The 15,100-nt window shown below is 54.4% G+C and carries 15 protein-coding genes; 7 read left to right on the top strand and 8 right to left on the bottom strand.

Features of this window, described 5'->3' with window-relative positions; all coding sequences use genetic code 11:
* Window positions 1–127: 127 nt before the first annotated feature.
* Both fdhF and HFD87_RS07515 read left to right on the top strand, forming a co-directional pair.
* The gene (gene fdhF, locus HFD87_RS07520; protein WP_167423183.1) at window positions 128–3,100 is read left to right on the top strand and encodes a formate dehydrogenase subunit alpha; all 2,973 of its coding nucleotides are present in this window, start codon (window positions 128–130) and stop codon (window positions 3,098–3,100) included.
* Window positions 3,100–3,585 carry a DUF1641 domain-containing protein gene (locus tag HFD87_RS07515; protein ID WP_010247157.1) on the top strand — a complete coding sequence of 162 codons (486 nt, stop codon included), beginning with the start codon at window positions 3,100–3,102 and terminating at the stop codon, window positions 3,583–3,585. Before fdhF ends, HFD87_RS07515 begins: the two co-directional genes overlap by 1 nt.
* 16 nt (window positions 3,586–3,601) lie before the next feature.
* Here HFD87_RS07515 and HFD87_RS07510 read toward each other — a convergent pair whose 3' ends face one another.
* Window positions 3,602–4,012 (bottom strand): GFA family protein, encoded by a 411-nt coding sequence (locus tag HFD87_RS07510; RefSeq protein WP_010247156.1) that lies wholly within the window; start codon window positions 4,010–4,012, stop codon window positions 3,602–3,604.
* Window positions 4,013–4,168: 156 nt separating this feature from the next.
* Window positions 4,169–4,939 carry a DeoR/GlpR family DNA-binding transcription regulator gene (locus HFD87_RS07505; protein ID WP_167423182.1) on the bottom strand — a complete coding sequence of 257 codons (771 nt, stop codon included), beginning with the start codon at window positions 4,937–4,939 and terminating at the stop codon, window positions 4,169–4,171.
* A gap of 120 nt (window positions 4,940–5,059) precedes the next feature.
* On the opposite strand from HFD87_RS07505, the gene HFD87_RS07500 reads away from it, so the two are divergent.
* On the top strand, window positions 5,060–6,211 hold the full coding sequence (locus tag HFD87_RS07500; protein WP_167423181.1) for an MFS transporter: 1,152 nt from the start codon (window positions 5,060–5,062) through the stop codon (window positions 6,209–6,211).
* Between the two features lie 82 nt (window positions 6,212–6,293).
* Here HFD87_RS07500 and HFD87_RS07495 read toward each other — a convergent pair whose 3' ends face one another.
* The 4 genes from HFD87_RS07495 to HFD87_RS07480 all read right to left on the bottom strand — a co-directional run bounded on the left by HFD87_RS07495 (window position 6,294) and on the right by HFD87_RS07480 (window position 9,371).
* Window positions 6,294–6,935: an NrsF family protein gene (locus HFD87_RS07495; protein WP_010247152.1), complete on the bottom strand. Its 642-nt coding sequence runs from the start codon at window positions 6,933–6,935 to the stop codon at window positions 6,294–6,296.
* On the bottom strand, window positions 6,922–7,476 hold the full coding sequence (locus HFD87_RS07490) for a sigma-70 family RNA polymerase sigma factor (RefSeq protein ID WP_010247151.1): 555 nt from the start codon (window positions 7,474–7,476) through the stop codon (window positions 6,922–6,924). Before HFD87_RS07490 ends, HFD87_RS07495 begins: the two co-directional genes overlap by 14 nt.
* Window positions 7,477–7,547: 71 nt before the next feature.
* The gene (locus HFD87_RS07485; RefSeq protein ID WP_167423180.1) at window positions 7,548–8,789 is read right to left on the bottom strand and encodes a protein-disulfide reductase DsbD; all 1,242 of its coding nucleotides are present in this window, start codon (window positions 8,787–8,789) and stop codon (window positions 7,548–7,550) included.
* Window positions 8,790–8,813: 24 nt separating this feature from the next.
* A complete protein-coding gene (locus HFD87_RS07480) occupies window positions 8,814–9,371 on the bottom strand; it encodes a peroxiredoxin (RefSeq protein WP_010670341.1) in 558 nt (185 codons plus the stop codon).
* Window positions 9,372–9,738: 367 nt separating this feature from the next.
* Between HFD87_RS07480 and HFD87_RS07475 the strand changes: the two genes are divergently transcribed.
* The 3 genes from HFD87_RS07475 (at window position 9,739) to HFD87_RS07465 (ending at window position 11,794) form a co-directional block, all read left to right on the top strand.
* On the top strand, window positions 9,739–10,947 hold the full coding sequence (locus HFD87_RS07475; RefSeq protein ID WP_039389105.1) for an aldose 1-epimerase family protein: 1,209 nt from the start codon (window positions 9,739–9,741) through the stop codon (window positions 10,945–10,947).
* Window positions 10,948–11,219: 272 nt separating this feature from the next.
* On the top strand, window positions 11,220–11,480 hold the full coding sequence (locus HFD87_RS07470) for a type II toxin-antitoxin system ParD family antitoxin (RefSeq protein ID WP_010670343.1): 261 nt from the start codon (window positions 11,220–11,222) through the stop codon (window positions 11,478–11,480).
* A complete protein-coding gene (locus tag HFD87_RS07465) occupies window positions 11,480–11,794 on the top strand; it encodes a type II toxin-antitoxin system RelE/ParE family toxin (protein ID WP_157353081.1) in 315 nt (104 codons plus the stop codon). Before HFD87_RS07470 ends, HFD87_RS07465 begins: the two co-directional genes overlap by 1 nt.
* Before the next feature lie 434 nt (window positions 11,795–12,228).
* On the opposite strand, the gene HFD87_RS07460 is transcribed toward HFD87_RS07465, so the two are convergent.
* Window positions 12,229–12,621 carry a DUF4440 domain-containing protein gene (locus HFD87_RS07460; RefSeq protein ID WP_167423179.1) on the bottom strand — a complete coding sequence of 131 codons (393 nt, stop codon included), beginning with the start codon at window positions 12,619–12,621 and terminating at the stop codon, window positions 12,229–12,231.
* Window positions 12,618–13,997, bottom strand: coding sequence for an MFS transporter (locus HFD87_RS07455; protein ID WP_167423178.1), 1,380 nt, complete (start codon window positions 13,995–13,997; stop codon window positions 12,618–12,620). Before HFD87_RS07455 ends, HFD87_RS07460 begins: the two co-directional genes overlap by 4 nt.
* Before the next feature lie 126 nt (window positions 13,998–14,123).
* On the opposite strand from HFD87_RS07455, the gene HFD87_RS07450 reads away from it, so the two are divergent.
* Window positions 14,124–15,035 carry a LysR family transcriptional regulator gene (locus tag HFD87_RS07450; RefSeq protein ID WP_167423177.1) on the top strand — a complete coding sequence of 304 codons (912 nt, stop codon included), beginning with the start codon at window positions 14,124–14,126 and terminating at the stop codon, window positions 15,033–15,035.
* Window positions 15,036–15,100: the final 65 nt, after the last annotated feature.

The following is a 15,100-nucleotide window of genomic DNA, read 5'->3' as shown; positions in this document are numbered from 1 at the left end:
TAACCTTGATAAGCGTAGCGGTATTCATGGCGTGGCTGCTAATCCTCACTAAGCTTGTGAAGCAACCCTTTAAATAGAGGGAGATTTTCCATTCGGTAGCTCGTCGCAATGTCGTCATGAGGCTTATATGAGTCAAAATTACTGCACCATAATCTACAATGGTGAACGGTTAAAAGGGTTAGCTGATCAACCGCTAATCGATTTTCTGGATGCTCAAGGGAAAAAACTACCTCATGTCTGTTACCACCCGGCGTTGCCACCGCTGCAAAGTTGTGATGTCTGCTGGGTAGATGCCAACGGCGAGCGGGTTCGCGGCTGCACGCTCCGCACTGAAGAGGGGCTGGAGGTGCAGAGTGAAGGCAGTGCGCTTAAGGCCGCGCAGCAGGAGGGAATGGATCGGCTTCTCAATCGTCATGAGCTTTACTGTACCGTCTGTGAGCACAACACCGGCGACTGCACGCTACATAATGCCGTGGCTGATATGCACATTCCGATTCAGTACTATCCTCATGAGCCCAAGCCCTACGCGAAAGATCATTCCAATCCTTTTTACACCTACGATCCTGACCAGTGCATCTTATGCGGTCGCTGTGTCGAAGCGTGTCAGAATGTCGAGGTCAATGAGACGCTGTCGATTGACTACACCCAGGCGCATCCTCGCGTGCTCTGGGATGGCGGAACGGAAATCGCCGGTTCCAGCTGCGTTAGCTGCGGACATTGCGTCACAGTTTGCCCATGCAATGCGCTGCTGGAAAAAACCATGCAGCCAGACGCAGGCCCCTTTACCGCGATGGATGAAGGGCTGAAGCGTCCGCTGATCGACTTTGTTAAAACGCTTGAAAACAGCATCGGCATGGAGCCGATTACCGGCGTTTCGAAAATCGATGTGGCGCTGCGCCAGTCTGAGATCAAACGCACCAAAACCGTCTGCACCTATTGCGGTGTAGGCTGCAGCTTTGAGATCTGGACCCGCGACCGCCATATCCTGAAAGTTCAGCCGGTCGCCGAAGCCCCAGCCAACGGCATCTCGACTTGCGTTAAAGGTAAGTTCGGCTGGGACTTCGTCAACAGCCCGGAGCGCCTGACTACGCCGTTGATCCGCGAGAATGGTCGTTTCCGGCCCGCCAGCTGGGATGAAGCTTTGCAGCGGGTAGCCGAAGGTTTACAGGGTATCGCTCAGAATTATGGAGGCGATGCGATTGGCTTTATCGGCTCCAGCAAGGCCAGCAATGAAGAAGCCTATCTGACCCAAAAAATCGCCCGTTTAATTTTTGGCACCAACAACGTTGATAACTCCTCGCGCTATTGTCAGAACCCGGCCACAGAAGGGCTGTTCCGCACGGTGGGCTACGGCGGAGATGCCGGGACGATTGAGGATCTGCAACAGACCGATTTGATCGTGCTGGTCGGCAGCAACCTGGCCGAGAACCATCCGGTCATTGCTTCTCACATCAAACAGAGCCACAAACATCGCGGTCAGAAACTGCTGGTCGTTGATCCGCGCCGTCATGAAATGGCGGAACGTGCTGACTGCTATCTGCGTATCCGACCGGGTACTGACCTGGTCTGGGCCTCGGCGATGGCAAAATATATGTTCGATCACGGTTATGCGGATGAGGCTTTTCTGGCCCAGCGGGTCAACCAGGTTGATGAGTACCGCGCGTCACTCGCTCCCTTTACGCTGGCCTTTGCCAGTGAGACATGTGGACTGAGTGAATCAGAACTGATAGAAGCAGCGGAAATGATCGGCCAGGCGGGCAGCGCCTGTGTGTTGTGGGCGATGGGAATTACCCAGCACAGCCACGGGGCAGACACCAGTACGGCGCTGTCGAACCTGCTGCTGGTCACCGGCAACTATGGCCGACCTGGCACCGGCGGTTATCCGATGCGCGGACACAACAACGTACAGGGCGCCAGCGACTTTGGCTGCCTCAGTAATCTCTATCCCGGCTATGAAAAAGTCACTGACCCAGCGGTGCGCGAAAAATGGGCGCGCGCCTGGGGCGTCTCACCTGAAGCGCTTTCCGATCAGCCTGGTGCTGATAATTTCAAAATGGTGCAGCAGGCCGGTGAAGGCAAAATTCGCGCGATGTATATCACCGGTGAAGAGACGGCGTTTGCGGATGCCGATGCCACTTCGGTGCATGCCGCCTTCAGCAAGCTGGAATTTATGGTCGTACAGGACATTTTCATGTCACGCACTGCCGAATTTGCCGATGTGGTGCTGCCCGGTGCGCCCAGCGTGGAGAAAGAGGGCACCTTTGTGAACACCGAGCGGCGGATACAGCACTTTTCACCCGCCATGAAGCCGCTGGGTGATTGTCGGCCCGACTGGGAGATCTTTACCGATCTCGCCGCCCGTCTCGGTCATCCGTGGCATTACCCGAACCCAGGCGCGATTATGGCGGAAGCGGCAGGCATCGCAGAGATTTTCGCGGGTGTCAGCTATGAGCAACTGGTCGACTGGCAGTCCCAGCTATGGCCCGTCAGCGCCGCAGGCGAAAGCACGCCGCGACTCTACACGGAACGGTTTAATTTCCCGGATGGCAAAGCGCGACTCTATCCGCTGAGCTGGCAGCCGCCCGCCGAGCAGGAGGATTCACAGTATAATCTGCTGCTGAATAATGGCCGGATGCTGGAGCATTTCCAGTCGATGAATCAGACCGGGCAGGGTGGCCGCATGATGTCGCTGTCGCCTAATGCCTTTGTTGAGATCTCACCGGAGCTGGCTGCCGAGCGCGCGCTGAACGAAGGAGAGTGGGTACGCATTACCTCGCGGCGCGGATCGCTGGATGTGCCTGTTGTGATCACTGAGCGTGTGGCAGGCAACGTGCTGTTTATGCCGATTCATCATGGCAAAGATGGCGTCAACGCCCTGACTGGCGAACATCACGATCCCGACGTCAACACACCAGCTTATAAAGAGATTGCCGTAAATATGAAGCGCGTTGATCGCCGGTCGCAGCCTAATCCGGTGCCACTACACAACTTCCGTCACGGCAGTCGTACGCCGCTGGATCACCTGCCGATAGAGCAAAAATGGCAGCAGGCTGGCTATCGGGAACCGCCTGAACATGTCGAAAAACCGGAGAAATTCTAATGGCAGAACGGATGAAATATCAGGTCCCGCCGACACCTACCGAGCCGACCGCCCGGGAGGCGATGGATGAGCTAATCGAAAATCTTCACCAGCACGGTTTTCTGCGGCTGGCGAACGATCTGGTTAAATCAAACAGCGAGGTGGGGAAAATCCTGGTTTCGGGCCTTAATCAGCCGGGTACGCAGAACGCGCTGCAGAATCTCTCGATACTGATGATGACGCTGGGCAGCGTGCCGCCAGAACGGTTTAATCATCTGCTGTTGGCCGTTCGCGATGCCGCGATGGCCGTTAAACCGGCGCGCGATGAGGCCCGTCAGGAAAAAGCCGCGCCGGGAATCCGCGGCATTATCCGGTTACTCAATGATGAGGATCTGTGGCGCGGACTGCGCCCCATCTTCGCGGCGCTTGAAGTCTTCTCACAACAGATCGACCGTGAAGAGCAAAAGCCGATTACCCGCTTCAGTGGCAAGCCCACACGGGAGTAGTTCAGCCTGCGATCGTTCAGGATTGCGTGGGGGTGTAGATCAGATGACCGGCTACACCGCCCGCGCCGCCATCTTTTGGATGATTGATACCATCGGAGACCGGGACATCGGTGAAATCAAACGGCGAAACCCCCTCAAGGCAGGCGACATTCACCCCGAACTGATCGGGCTGTGAGCGGCTCTGATGAAAGGTGTAAATGCCGCAAACGGAACAGAAGTAGTGGCCCACCTCTTTGCTGTTGAAACGATACTCTGTGAGCTGCGCTGCACCCCGGGTCAGCTCCACCTTTGTCGCAAATACCACCACCGCGCCGCGCATCCGGCAAAACGAGCAGTTGCAGCGGCGCACCGTATTAAATCCATCCTTGAGCGTCACCCTGTACGCCACCGCGCCACAGTGGCATTGTGCTGTCATTTCATTTTGCATCGTGATCTCCTGTGTAGTGAAACCAACCAGCTTTCAGCCTACGCTAAAGCCTGGAATTTGGCAGCATCGGGTGCGGATTTGTCGACCATTAGTACAGCCAGGGCAGGGTGCGTTTATCGGGTTCGTCTGCGACATGATTTATTTCATCACCCCGTATCAGACAGTAATAAGCGTTATCTCTTCCTCTTCAAACGCCTCAAGCAGTTCTTTATCGAGCTTCTCTTCCACGACGAGCGTTGAGATTTCACGGCATTTCGCCACGCTGAATCGCGCTACTGCGGGGATTTTATCCGCTGTCAGCCCGACAATGACCTGATTGCTTTGCGCCATAGCAACTTTCTTGAATTCGCAATCCGCATAGTTAAAACCGGTCAGACCGGCCTCCGGACTCATGGCACAGCCGCCAATAAACGCCTGATCAAACAGAATCCCCTGGATCTGGTTGATCGCGGTTTGCCCGACCGCGCCGCCGGTGCTCTTCTGTATCTGCCCGCCCAGCATAATCACCTCCGCAGCAGTATGGTTGATCAGTAGCGCAGCAATATCGGGTGCATTGGTGACGACGGTGATATTCAAATCTGGTGATAGCGCCTGTGCCAGCGCAAGATTGGTCGTACCGGCATCAATAAAAATGCAGCTATTGGTTTTCACCAGGCTGGCACAGCGCTGCGCGATCAGGGCTTTTGCTGCGTGATCGTGAGCTTTCCGGCTGACAAAGCTGCCCGCCTCCTGCAGCTGTAACACCGCACCGCCATAGACCTTTTTACATAAACCCTCTTTACTGAGTTCATGAAGATCGCGGCGGATAGTGTGCTCTGACACGGCCAATTGCCTTGCAAGGTCAGCGCAGACCACACGTCCTTTGTCCTGCAATATCTCACGAATCAGCGCTTGTCGCTGCTGCGGGAAAGATGCATAATCGAGCATATAAACCTCAAAATATTCACAATCGAGCTATAGTGAGCATAATCGTTCACTGCCGGGCAGGGAGTCAATAGCGATCTCTCGGTCCTGTCAGCTCTCCCCGACATCCCTCAAAGGAATGCAATGGCTAATAACGTCTCTTCCACGCTGGCAACACGCATCATCTTTTTTATAGCCGGATTTATCACCGCGACCTGGGCGGTGATTGTGCCTTTCGCCCGCGGCAATACCGGCGTTAATGAGGCGCAACTCGGCACCTTGCTGCTTTGTCTTGGCGTCGGCGCGCTGATTGCGATGCCGGTGACGGGCTGGCTGACCAGCCGCTTTGGCTGCCGCCGGGTGATTCTGGTCGCTGTCGCGCTGGTCATCATCAGTACGCCATGGCTATCGGTGCTCAGCGACCCGCTGTTGCTGGCGCTGGCGTTGCTGGTTTTTGGCGTCGGCATCGGTGTGACCGACTGCGCCATGAACATCCAGGCGATTCTGGTGGAGAAGCAGGCGGCGAAGCCAGTCATGTCCGGCTTTCACGGCATGTACAGCGTGGGCGGCATTGCCGGGGCGGGCTTTATGACGCTGCTGCTGGCGATGGGTTTTAGCGTGCTGACCGGCTGTTTGCTGGCGGTCGCGGCGGTGATTATCATGACGCTGGTCAGCGCACCGGGCTTACTGACCTACGCGAACCCCGCTGAAGGCCCGGTGTTTGCTGTTCCGCGCGGCAGCGTGCTGATTATCGGCATCATCTGCTTTGCCGTCTTCCTGACCGAAGGCACCGTGCTGGACTGGAGTGCTGTCTATCTGACCGATGTCCGGGCCATTCCGGCATCACTGGGCGGACTGGGCTATACCTGCTTTGCCATTGCGATGACCGTGGCGCGTCTGACCGGGGATCGGATTATCTCATCGCTGGGACGTTTACCGGTTGTGCTGGGCGGCGCACTGATTGCCGCCGCTGGCATGGCGATGGTGACCTTTATCGCCTCCTGGCCGATGGCGTTGCTGGGCTACACCCTGGTCGGCGCAGGCTGCGCCAATATCGTGCCGGTAATGTTCTCCGCCGCCGGACGTCAGACGGTGATGCCGCAGGCGGTCGCCGTGCCTGCCATTACTACTCTGGGCTATCTGGGGGTCCTGAGCGGGCCAGCCGTGATTGGCTACGTGGCGCATTACACACATCTCGCTTTCTCGTTTTCACTGATTATGGCGCTGATGCTGGTTGTCGGTGCGGTCTCTCTGACCCTGGATCTGGGCCGTAGCCGCGCGGGGGAGAATGCATAAAATTACCCAATCCGCGCTCCTGACAGAATTTCATTGAACGGGGCGCGGAGTCATCTTCAGGAGGAACGGAAGCGGCGTGCCATTACTCTCCCAGCCTGACCCAGCGGCGGCCTGCCAGCACCGTCAGCGCCACGATGGTGATGCCCGCAGCCAGATGCATAGAAAAATCGATGGCGTGCAGATGGGTATCGTGGCACAACGACAGCAGCATCGATGAGGTAAACGCACTGCCGCAGCCGCTCAGCGCCAGACTGCGCGCCGGATAGAGGGATCGGGTGCGCTGCAGGGCGAACACGGACATCAGCATCATCGGGACACTGGCCGACAGCATAAACAGATAGCAGTGCATCCCTTCACCCAACCGGTTCGCGCCCGATGGCGGTGCTGAAGATGACATATTGATCAGATTCAGAACCAGCCACATCATCGCCATCAGCAGCGGCCAGCGCAGGCTGATCGGTTTTCTGCCTGCAATACTCAGCGTAAAGGCTGCCGCCAGCGTGCTGCCCGCGATGATGAGTGACAGCAGCAGGGCAACCAGCGCGAAAAACGCGCCAGGCTGCGACCAGTCAGTGAAACGGCTGTGAAATGCCCAGCTGGTCAGCGCGCCACAGGGCAGGGCAAGGGCAATCCAGCCCGCAACGCGCCAGGCGGTGGGCCAGACGCGCTGCACCGGCTGGGCAGACGCGCTGAGCTGATTAATTAACTGGTCATGATTTCTCATGATGACCCCGTCCATATTTACGAAGGTTGACCATTGCGCGATGCAACAGAGATTTAACCGCAGAGAGCGACTGATTGGTTTCAGCTGCTGCCTGCGCCAGGCTCTGCTCGCGCAGATGCACAGATTCGACGATCTCCCGCTGGCGCAGCGGAAGGTTATCCAGATAACCGGAGAGGATATCCGTATCGGCTGAGGACTCTGCACTTGCAGCGGGTTGTCGTTGCAGCTCTTCCTCATCCTGTACTTCCTGGCGACGGCCGCGATGGCGCAGCGCATCTATGGCGCGGGCAGAGGCGATGGCAGCAACCCAGGGGAGTATCGGACGCTGCGGATCGTAAGTATGCCGCACCCGATGAATCGCCAGCAATGTCTCCTGAATGACATCCTCAACCAGTCCCTCATCACGGATTTTTTTGCATACCAATGCCCGGATGGCCGGAACCATCGCTTTCAGTAACTGGTTATAGGCAGCTCTGTCACCCGCCTGCGCCCGGGCCATTAATGCTGGCCACTGCTGTGCGCGTTGATCAGTTTCTGGCATCGATCATCAGCAGTTCAGCATGCTGTCGCCGCGCCCTGGCCACGCGCCAGGCAATCGTTTCATCAGTAATCTCAGGATTTATTTCCTTTTTCTGTTGCCTGATTCAGCGCTGAAATCACAATGCCAGGCGTCAGCACCTGCGGCAGTACCTCAGGTTTACCGCCGTCAGCCGGATAGACCACGTAGAGCGGTAATCCACCGCGCCCGAAATCGCTCAGCGCCTGTTCAACATCGGGATTGTATTTGGTGGAATCCGCGACCATATAAATGGTGTTGGTTCGCGCCATCGCCGCTTTTACCGCCTGCGTCGAAAGCGAAGTACGATCGTTAACCTGGCAGGTAATACACCATGATGCGGTAAAGTTCACCAGTATTGGCTTGCCCTGACCTTTGATGGCATCAACGTTCTGGGGCGACCACGCCACAGCGGCAGCAGCCTGTGAGGCGGTTGCCGTTTCAGCCGGAGCTTCGGCAAACCTGTTCAGGTTCAGTAACGGCACCACGACCAGCGCCAGGAAGAATGCGGTCGCCACATGCAGCACCCAATGACGCTGTCCCATCATACGGCGTTTCTGCGCCATGCCATACAGCCAGGCGGCGAAACTAAACAGTAAACAGCAGGCCAGAATGGCAGCCAGCGCCGCCGATCCCGCCTGGCGTTCAAGTACCCAGATCAGCCAGCCCACCGCGCCCAGCATGGGAAACGCCAGCCCCTGCTTTAACGTAATCATCCAGGCACCCGGTTTTGGCAAAATTCGCGCCAGCACCGGGAAGAATGAGATGAGGGTGAAGGGCGCAGCAAAGCCCAGCGCCAGTGAAATAAAGATCACCAGACTGATTAGCGGAGGCTGGGTAAGCGCATAGCCTACCGCGCTGGCCATAAAGGGCGCGCTGCAGGGAGTGGCGACAATGATGGCCAGCGCGCCAGTCAGAGCTGAACCGACTAAACCACCGCGATCGCCTCCCACTTCGCCAACCCGCTGTACCGATAATCCTACTTCAAACAGACCGAGCAGGTTCAGCGCCGACCCAAGCATCACCAGAATCAGCGCGGCGATGACCAGCGGCGATTGCAGCTGGAATCCCCAGCCCACCGATGCACCGCCCGCCCTGGCCAGCAACAGAACTGCGGTCAGAGCGACCATCATCACGACTACGCCCAGCAGAAAGGCCAGGCCTTCGGCTCTGGCGTGGGAAGGTGATTCGTGATGGCGGATCAGGCTCAGTGCTTTCAGCGAGATCACCGGAAACACGCAGGGCATGAGGTTCAGAATAATGCCGCCCAGGAAGGCGGCTGCAATCGCAGTCAGCATGATGTACCTGCTCTGAAGATGAAGTTATGCCGGATTGGCCTGACGGTATTTTTTAACGGCATCCATCGCTTTCTGGATATGCGTATCAGGATTTTTATCGGTGAAGCTCAGCAGGATTTTGCCATCGGGCGCAATCACGTAAGAGGTACGGTCTGAAAGCTTCTGACCTTTCATCTCCATGGTGCTCTTATATTCTGCCGCCACTTTGGCACCGGGATCGGCTGCGACGGTAAATTTGTCACGGCATTCAAGCTGCGAGAATTTCGCAATCTGATCGGTATTGCCCGCCGTCACGCCAATGACGGTCGCACCCTGCTTTTTAAATTCATCGGTCGCTTCAGCAAAATCGTGTGCTTCCAGCGTACAGCCTGCACTGAAAGCAGCAGGGAAGAAGTAGAGGACAACCGGGCCTTTCTGCAGCGCCTGTTGCAATGAGAAGGTGGTCGATTTACCGGCCAGCGCGGCTTCCAGTTTAAAGTCCGGTGCTTTTTCACCGACCTGTAACGCTGCAAAAGCAGATGTTGCCGGAACACTCAGTGCCAGCAGCGTAGCGACGGCCAGGGTTTTCAGGGTGTTTTTCATTGGCTTTACTCTCTCCATTGACGAACAGACGGAGTTGTCTGACGTCCCTGATAACAGGTTCGTTTAAAAATGGAAAAAGTTGCGCGTTTGAAGATTTTTTTTAAATTATTTTTTAAATAGCGCTTCATCCGCCGTCGTTATCAGATCCCTCTTTTTGAGCTGAATCGAATAAAGCTAATGTCAGCAAATTTCACCTGATTCGCTGTAGTTATTCCTCTCTGGCCGTAATCACTGTGATTTGGCCCACAATAATAGGTCTGAGTCGCTGCCTTTTCCCAACAGGTGAGCATCATCACGTTTATCTTCAGTTCCATTAAGTAAATTTCCCTTACGGAATGAAAAAACGATTCAGCTAATGGGGTGAAGGATGAAGATTAAACTGGCGTTAACGGTACTGGCAGTGCTGGTTTCAGGCTCTGCAGCGGCGAAAACCTGGGTGCTGACGAGTGCTGAACAGGGCACCGAGCAGGGAAACTGGAAGATTTCCAGCAGTGAGCTGAAGTCTCAGGGCAAACCGTTCAGCATCGAACAGAAAGTCCTGCATGGCGGCAAGCAGGAAGGCAGTAAAATACTGACGATCCGCAGCGAGGACGGCCTGACGATTACGCTAAGCCCGACCCGTGGCATGAACTTACTGCGTGTTGAAGGCTTTGGCACCCGCATGGGCTGGGATTCACCGGTTAAAGAGGTCGTCAATCCTGCCTACATCAATCTTGAGAGCCGCAACGGTCTGGGCTGGCTGGATGGTTTCAACGAGATGATGGTGCGTTGCGGCTACGAATGGACCGGCCATCCGGTCACCGATGAAGGCCGAATCTATACTCTGCACGGTAAAGCAGGGAATACGCCGGTTTCTCAGCTGGAAGTTGAAGTGGCTGATGCGGCACCACACGAAATTCGTATTCGCGGCCTGATTAAAGAGAGCACCTTTAAGAAAGCTGATTTGCAGACCATGACCGAACTGCGTTACGTGCCAGGCAGCAACAGTTTCAGCCTGCATGATGTGTTAACAAACCATGCCGACTATCCGCACGATTACCAGATCATCTATCACAGCAACTTCGGCAAACCTATTCTTGAAGAGGGCGCACGCTTCCTGGCGCCGATGTCCGGCATCAGCCCGTTCAATGACTACGCGAAAGCCGGGTTAAAAGAGTGGCAGACCTATAAAGGTCCGACCAAAGACTTCGATGAGATGGTGTTCAACATCAAGCCGCTTTCAGACAGCAATCATCAGACCGTCGCTGCGGTGATAAATAAAGCGGGCAACAGCGGCGCATCCATTCAGTTCGATACGCGTCAGCTCCCGATGCTGACCTTATGGAAAAATACCGACACCCTGAAACAGGGCTACGTGACCGGCATCGAACCTGGTACCAGTTACGCCTATCCGGTCACCATTGAACGTGAACAAAAACGTGTGAAGCAACTGCAACCGGGTGCGAGCACAACATTTGATCTGACGTACACCTTGCTGCACAGCAGCGAGCAGGTTAATGACGTTGAGAAACGCATTAAGGGCATTCAGGGTGACACGAAGATTGATGTAAGCGAGACGCCGATAGCGAAAGAGTAACGACCCATCATAACCCCAGCTAAATTGTTGGGGTTTTTAGTTTACAGGTCAGCGTTCCGTCACGGGATGACAACACAAATGCGGGAAAGAGGCAAAGATCTGCGCAGGATACTGGCGATGCTATAAGGTCGCGGGGTTGGTCAACGCAAAGTTACACGCAGGTAAACATCCGGCAAACCTGTGGAAGGGTGTTAAGCCGAAAGTTGATAGAGAAGAGTAACTCTGAAATACTAACAGTTAATAACTGATAGTAATTCAGCGGGAGAGGAATCATGCCAACCAGCGTAGCACTCAGTCCTTATTTCGAAGCGTTCATCCGCGAACAGATTGAAAGCGGGCGATATAACAACACCAGTGAAGTGATCCGTGCGGGCCTCAGGGCACTGGAAGAACGGGAGCAGCAGATGAAACTTGATGCTCTGCAAACAGCGGTCAGCGCAGGTATAAACAGCGGCGAAAGCAAAAACGCGGAAGAGGTATTTGGTCGCCTGTCGCAAAAATATCGGCGGCAGGCCGAAGGTGGTAAAGCGTAATGAAACTGGGTATTTCGCCTCTGGCAGAACAGGATATGGAGGCCATCGGTGATTATATCGCGCAGGATAACCCGGTGCGCGCGGTGAGCTTTACGGAAGAACTATACCAGCAATGCTTGCTGATAGCCGAGTCGCCGGTTATCTACAAAGAAAGACCGGAACTGGGACAGAGCGTCAGAAGTTGTACTTACGGGCGCTATCTCATCGTGTTCAGGGTGCTGGACACCGAAGTCCGTATAGAGAGGCTGCTACATGGTTCGCGGGATATTATCACGCTGTGCTCTGAACAGGAGGCGTCGGGAAGCTCTCGCTGAGCAGGGTGCTCCCGTACACGTCAGAGCGTGCCGTCCGTAGTAATCATCCAATAAATAATCTTGCAGATTAGTTGCGATACATCCTCCTGTGTCTAAAGTGAAAACCCGAAGGGGGGGTGAATTGAGCTTACTTAAGACATGTGCGATATGTAATTTAACATAAGATAGATTATGCGCACTTAAGGCAAGACGGTAACATAAAGGCTAAAGCTCTAATCTAACCTTATCCGGGCGCTTCAGACAACCTGCTGAAGCCCCTTGTATAACGGCCTCTGGTGCGGAATTTTCACGATCAATAAAGCCGTCACCTCACCACCACTGTATCTCTCACGGCGATCGGTTCAGGATAGACAGTGGCGATGATCGCTGGTTTAAGAGCACGCTGTTGCTCTCAGCCCGTCGCGCCCTGACACACTGCGAATCGACAGCCTCTATCACTGCGGCAATGAAGTCTCGTGCAGATGTCGCCACAAAACCTTGCCAGCATTATTTACCTCGAACACAACCGTAGAAAACCGCAGCGTGGCCTCCTGACCCGGAAGCTGCTGCAACTCCTTATATACCACAGTGGCGTTTCCTTCACTCTCAGCAACCATCTGCATGTCGCAGATATCAATCGCTAAACCCGGACGTGCACCGCGCTGAGTGCGGAAAAACCCATTTAGTGTCGTGAAATCCAGTAAGGCACCGCCCGGTGTCACCATGGAATATGCAGGACTAAAACGCGCTAAAAGTTCCTCACAAACCTCATCATGTGCTTCTTTGTTACCCAGCCAGTTGCGAATCAATTCGTGGGCGTCCAGTACTTCCTTAAAATAACGGTTCATTTTTGGTCCCTTTTAAGCATAGAAATAACCTTCTGATTTGAAATGCGTAAACAGCACAGAAGCGGAATCACAGCGCTGAATGCCGCTATAACAAAACAGAGGTGATAAGCGTGTTCTTCAGGCATGCCGCTATTCGCAATCAGATTGAATAGCAGGCTGACCAGCGTAACGCCGAGACAAAAACTGAGCTGGCGATTGATATTCCAGAGTGCGCTGGCATCAGCAAGTTCGCTGTCGGTGATGTGAATAAAAGCAGAACTCTGGGCCGTGCTGCTGCACAGGCTGCCGCCAAATCCCATCAAGGCGAAAGCAAGTACAAAGACTAAGGTGTCCGATGTCTGGCCAGTCAGCGCCAGCAGGCCAATACCCAGCGCCTGAAACAGACAGCCGGTGATAAATAGCGGGCGTGGTCCCCAGAAGTTGAACGTCTTACCTGTCAGACTAATTGCCGCAAAGGAAGCCAGAGACCATGGCAGCATGAGCGCGCCGACATTTCTGGCATGCATACCCAATTCATTTTGCAGGTATAGCATAGTGATCATACTGACGCCGGTGAACACGCCTGGTATAAACTGATAGATCAGCATTGCTGTTTGTAAGAGCGGATCCTTTATCAGATGCAGGTTAATGAGTGGATGGCTTTTTCGAAGTGCGTTCCACACATAGCCCGCCAGAGTAAGGACGCCAGCAAGCAGCATCATCGCCCCCTGATAAAGCCTGTCAGCATCGCCCAGGTAAGTCAGCCCGAGAAGGATCAGCGTGAGCGCGGTACAACCACTGACTAAACCCACCAGGTCCAGCGGTTCAGATGAGTTCGCCGGTTTGTCTGCTTTGAGCCAGCATCCCGCCAGCAGCAATGCCCCAACCGCGAGCGGCAGGCTCACAAGAAAAACCCAGCGCCAGCTAAGGCTCTCAACCACTATTCCACCAACAGCTGGCGACAAGGCGGGTGCCAGCAATGCAATTAACATCACGACTGACGATAACTTCGCACGTTCATTGCTCCTGTATAACGCATAGGTCATCGTCTGACCGATGGGGATCAACAGTCCGCCGCCGATGCCCTGTATCCATCGGAAGGCGATGAGCTGAGAAACTGACGCTGATGCCCCCACACCACAGGTGCCCGCAATGAAAATAAGCAGTGAGAGCATGAACAGACGTTTTGCGCCCATGCGCCGTACCAGCCAGCTACTGAGCGGTATGACCAGCGTCAGGCCTAAGATGTAGCCATTACTGATCCATGCCAGCTGGTTAACGGGGGCATCAAAATGTCTGCCAATCTCAGGATAAGCAACATTGGCGATAAACATGTTGACCAGATCAATAAAAAATCCCAGCAAATAGACACTGGCTACGCGCACACGATAGCTCATTTTTTTCCCAGACAGATCAGCGTAAGGCGCGCAGTATAGGTGCTTAAATTATCGGGATAAATTCACTTTCTGTTGTTACACTGTCAAAGATATTTTGACAATGAGATGTCGTTAACGGAGTTCAGGATGATCAATATGCAACGGCTGGGGATCTTTGTCGCAGTTGTCGAGGCAGGCAGTTTTACAGGTGCAGCTCAGACACTCGGGTTAACTAAAGCCGTTGTGAGTTTCAATATTAAACATCTCGAAGAGGAGCTGGGTGTCTCGCTCCTTATCAGGAGCACCAGACGCGTTTCAGCCACGGATACGGGTGAAAGATTTTATCATCGTTGCCTTCAGCTTCTTCAGGATGCGGAAAGCGTATTAGAGGATGTGAGAAGTGATCACGCTGGATTAAGCGGGACACTCCGGATCACAACCACTCTGGAATATGGCGCTCGTGTGATCGTCCCTGCCCTTGCTGACTTTGCAGCCCAACACCCGCAGTTACGCATACATCACGTCTCTTCATCAAAAAATGACGACCTGATTGCCGGCCGCTTCGATGTGGCGATACGACTTGGGCATCTTGCCGATTCCAGTCATCACGCCCGCCTTATCGATCAGTTTGATATCCTGGCGGTCGCTGCACCTTGTTATCTCAACAGACTGAATGAAGCGTCTATCCGGGATCTTTCACATCTCGCGTCAGCAAAATGGATTGCGCATAGCCGTTTATCGACGCCACTCAGCTGGCAGGTGACCACGCCCGAAGGTGAGTCTGTGCTGATGAGCGCATTTCAGCCTGCCATGATCACAGCTGACAGTGCCTCTTCTTTACTCGCTTTTGCTTTAGCCGGTGCTGGCGTGGCGATTCTGCCCGCCTGGCTGGTACAGGATGAGATTGAAAAAGGTGGATTAGTACGGCTACTGCCCGATCATCAATTCCCCCGTCAGGGAATTTACGCGCTCTACCCTAATACGCGTCATGTGCCAGAAAAAGTACGCGCGTTTATAGATTTCCTGCATGAACGTTTAGCGCTCTACAGCAGAAAATAAGCGCATCCATCACATTATTCTGATGGGCTAACCGTTAATTTATCTCAACTGATTTAAATCCCATA

The organism is Pantoea sp. EKM21T (assembly GCF_011800405.1).
GTDB classification, from domain to species: Bacteria; Pseudomonadota; Gammaproteobacteria; order Enterobacterales; family Enterobacteriaceae; genus Pantoea; species Pantoea agglomerans.
This window is presented reverse-complemented; position numbering and strand designations above follow the sequence as displayed.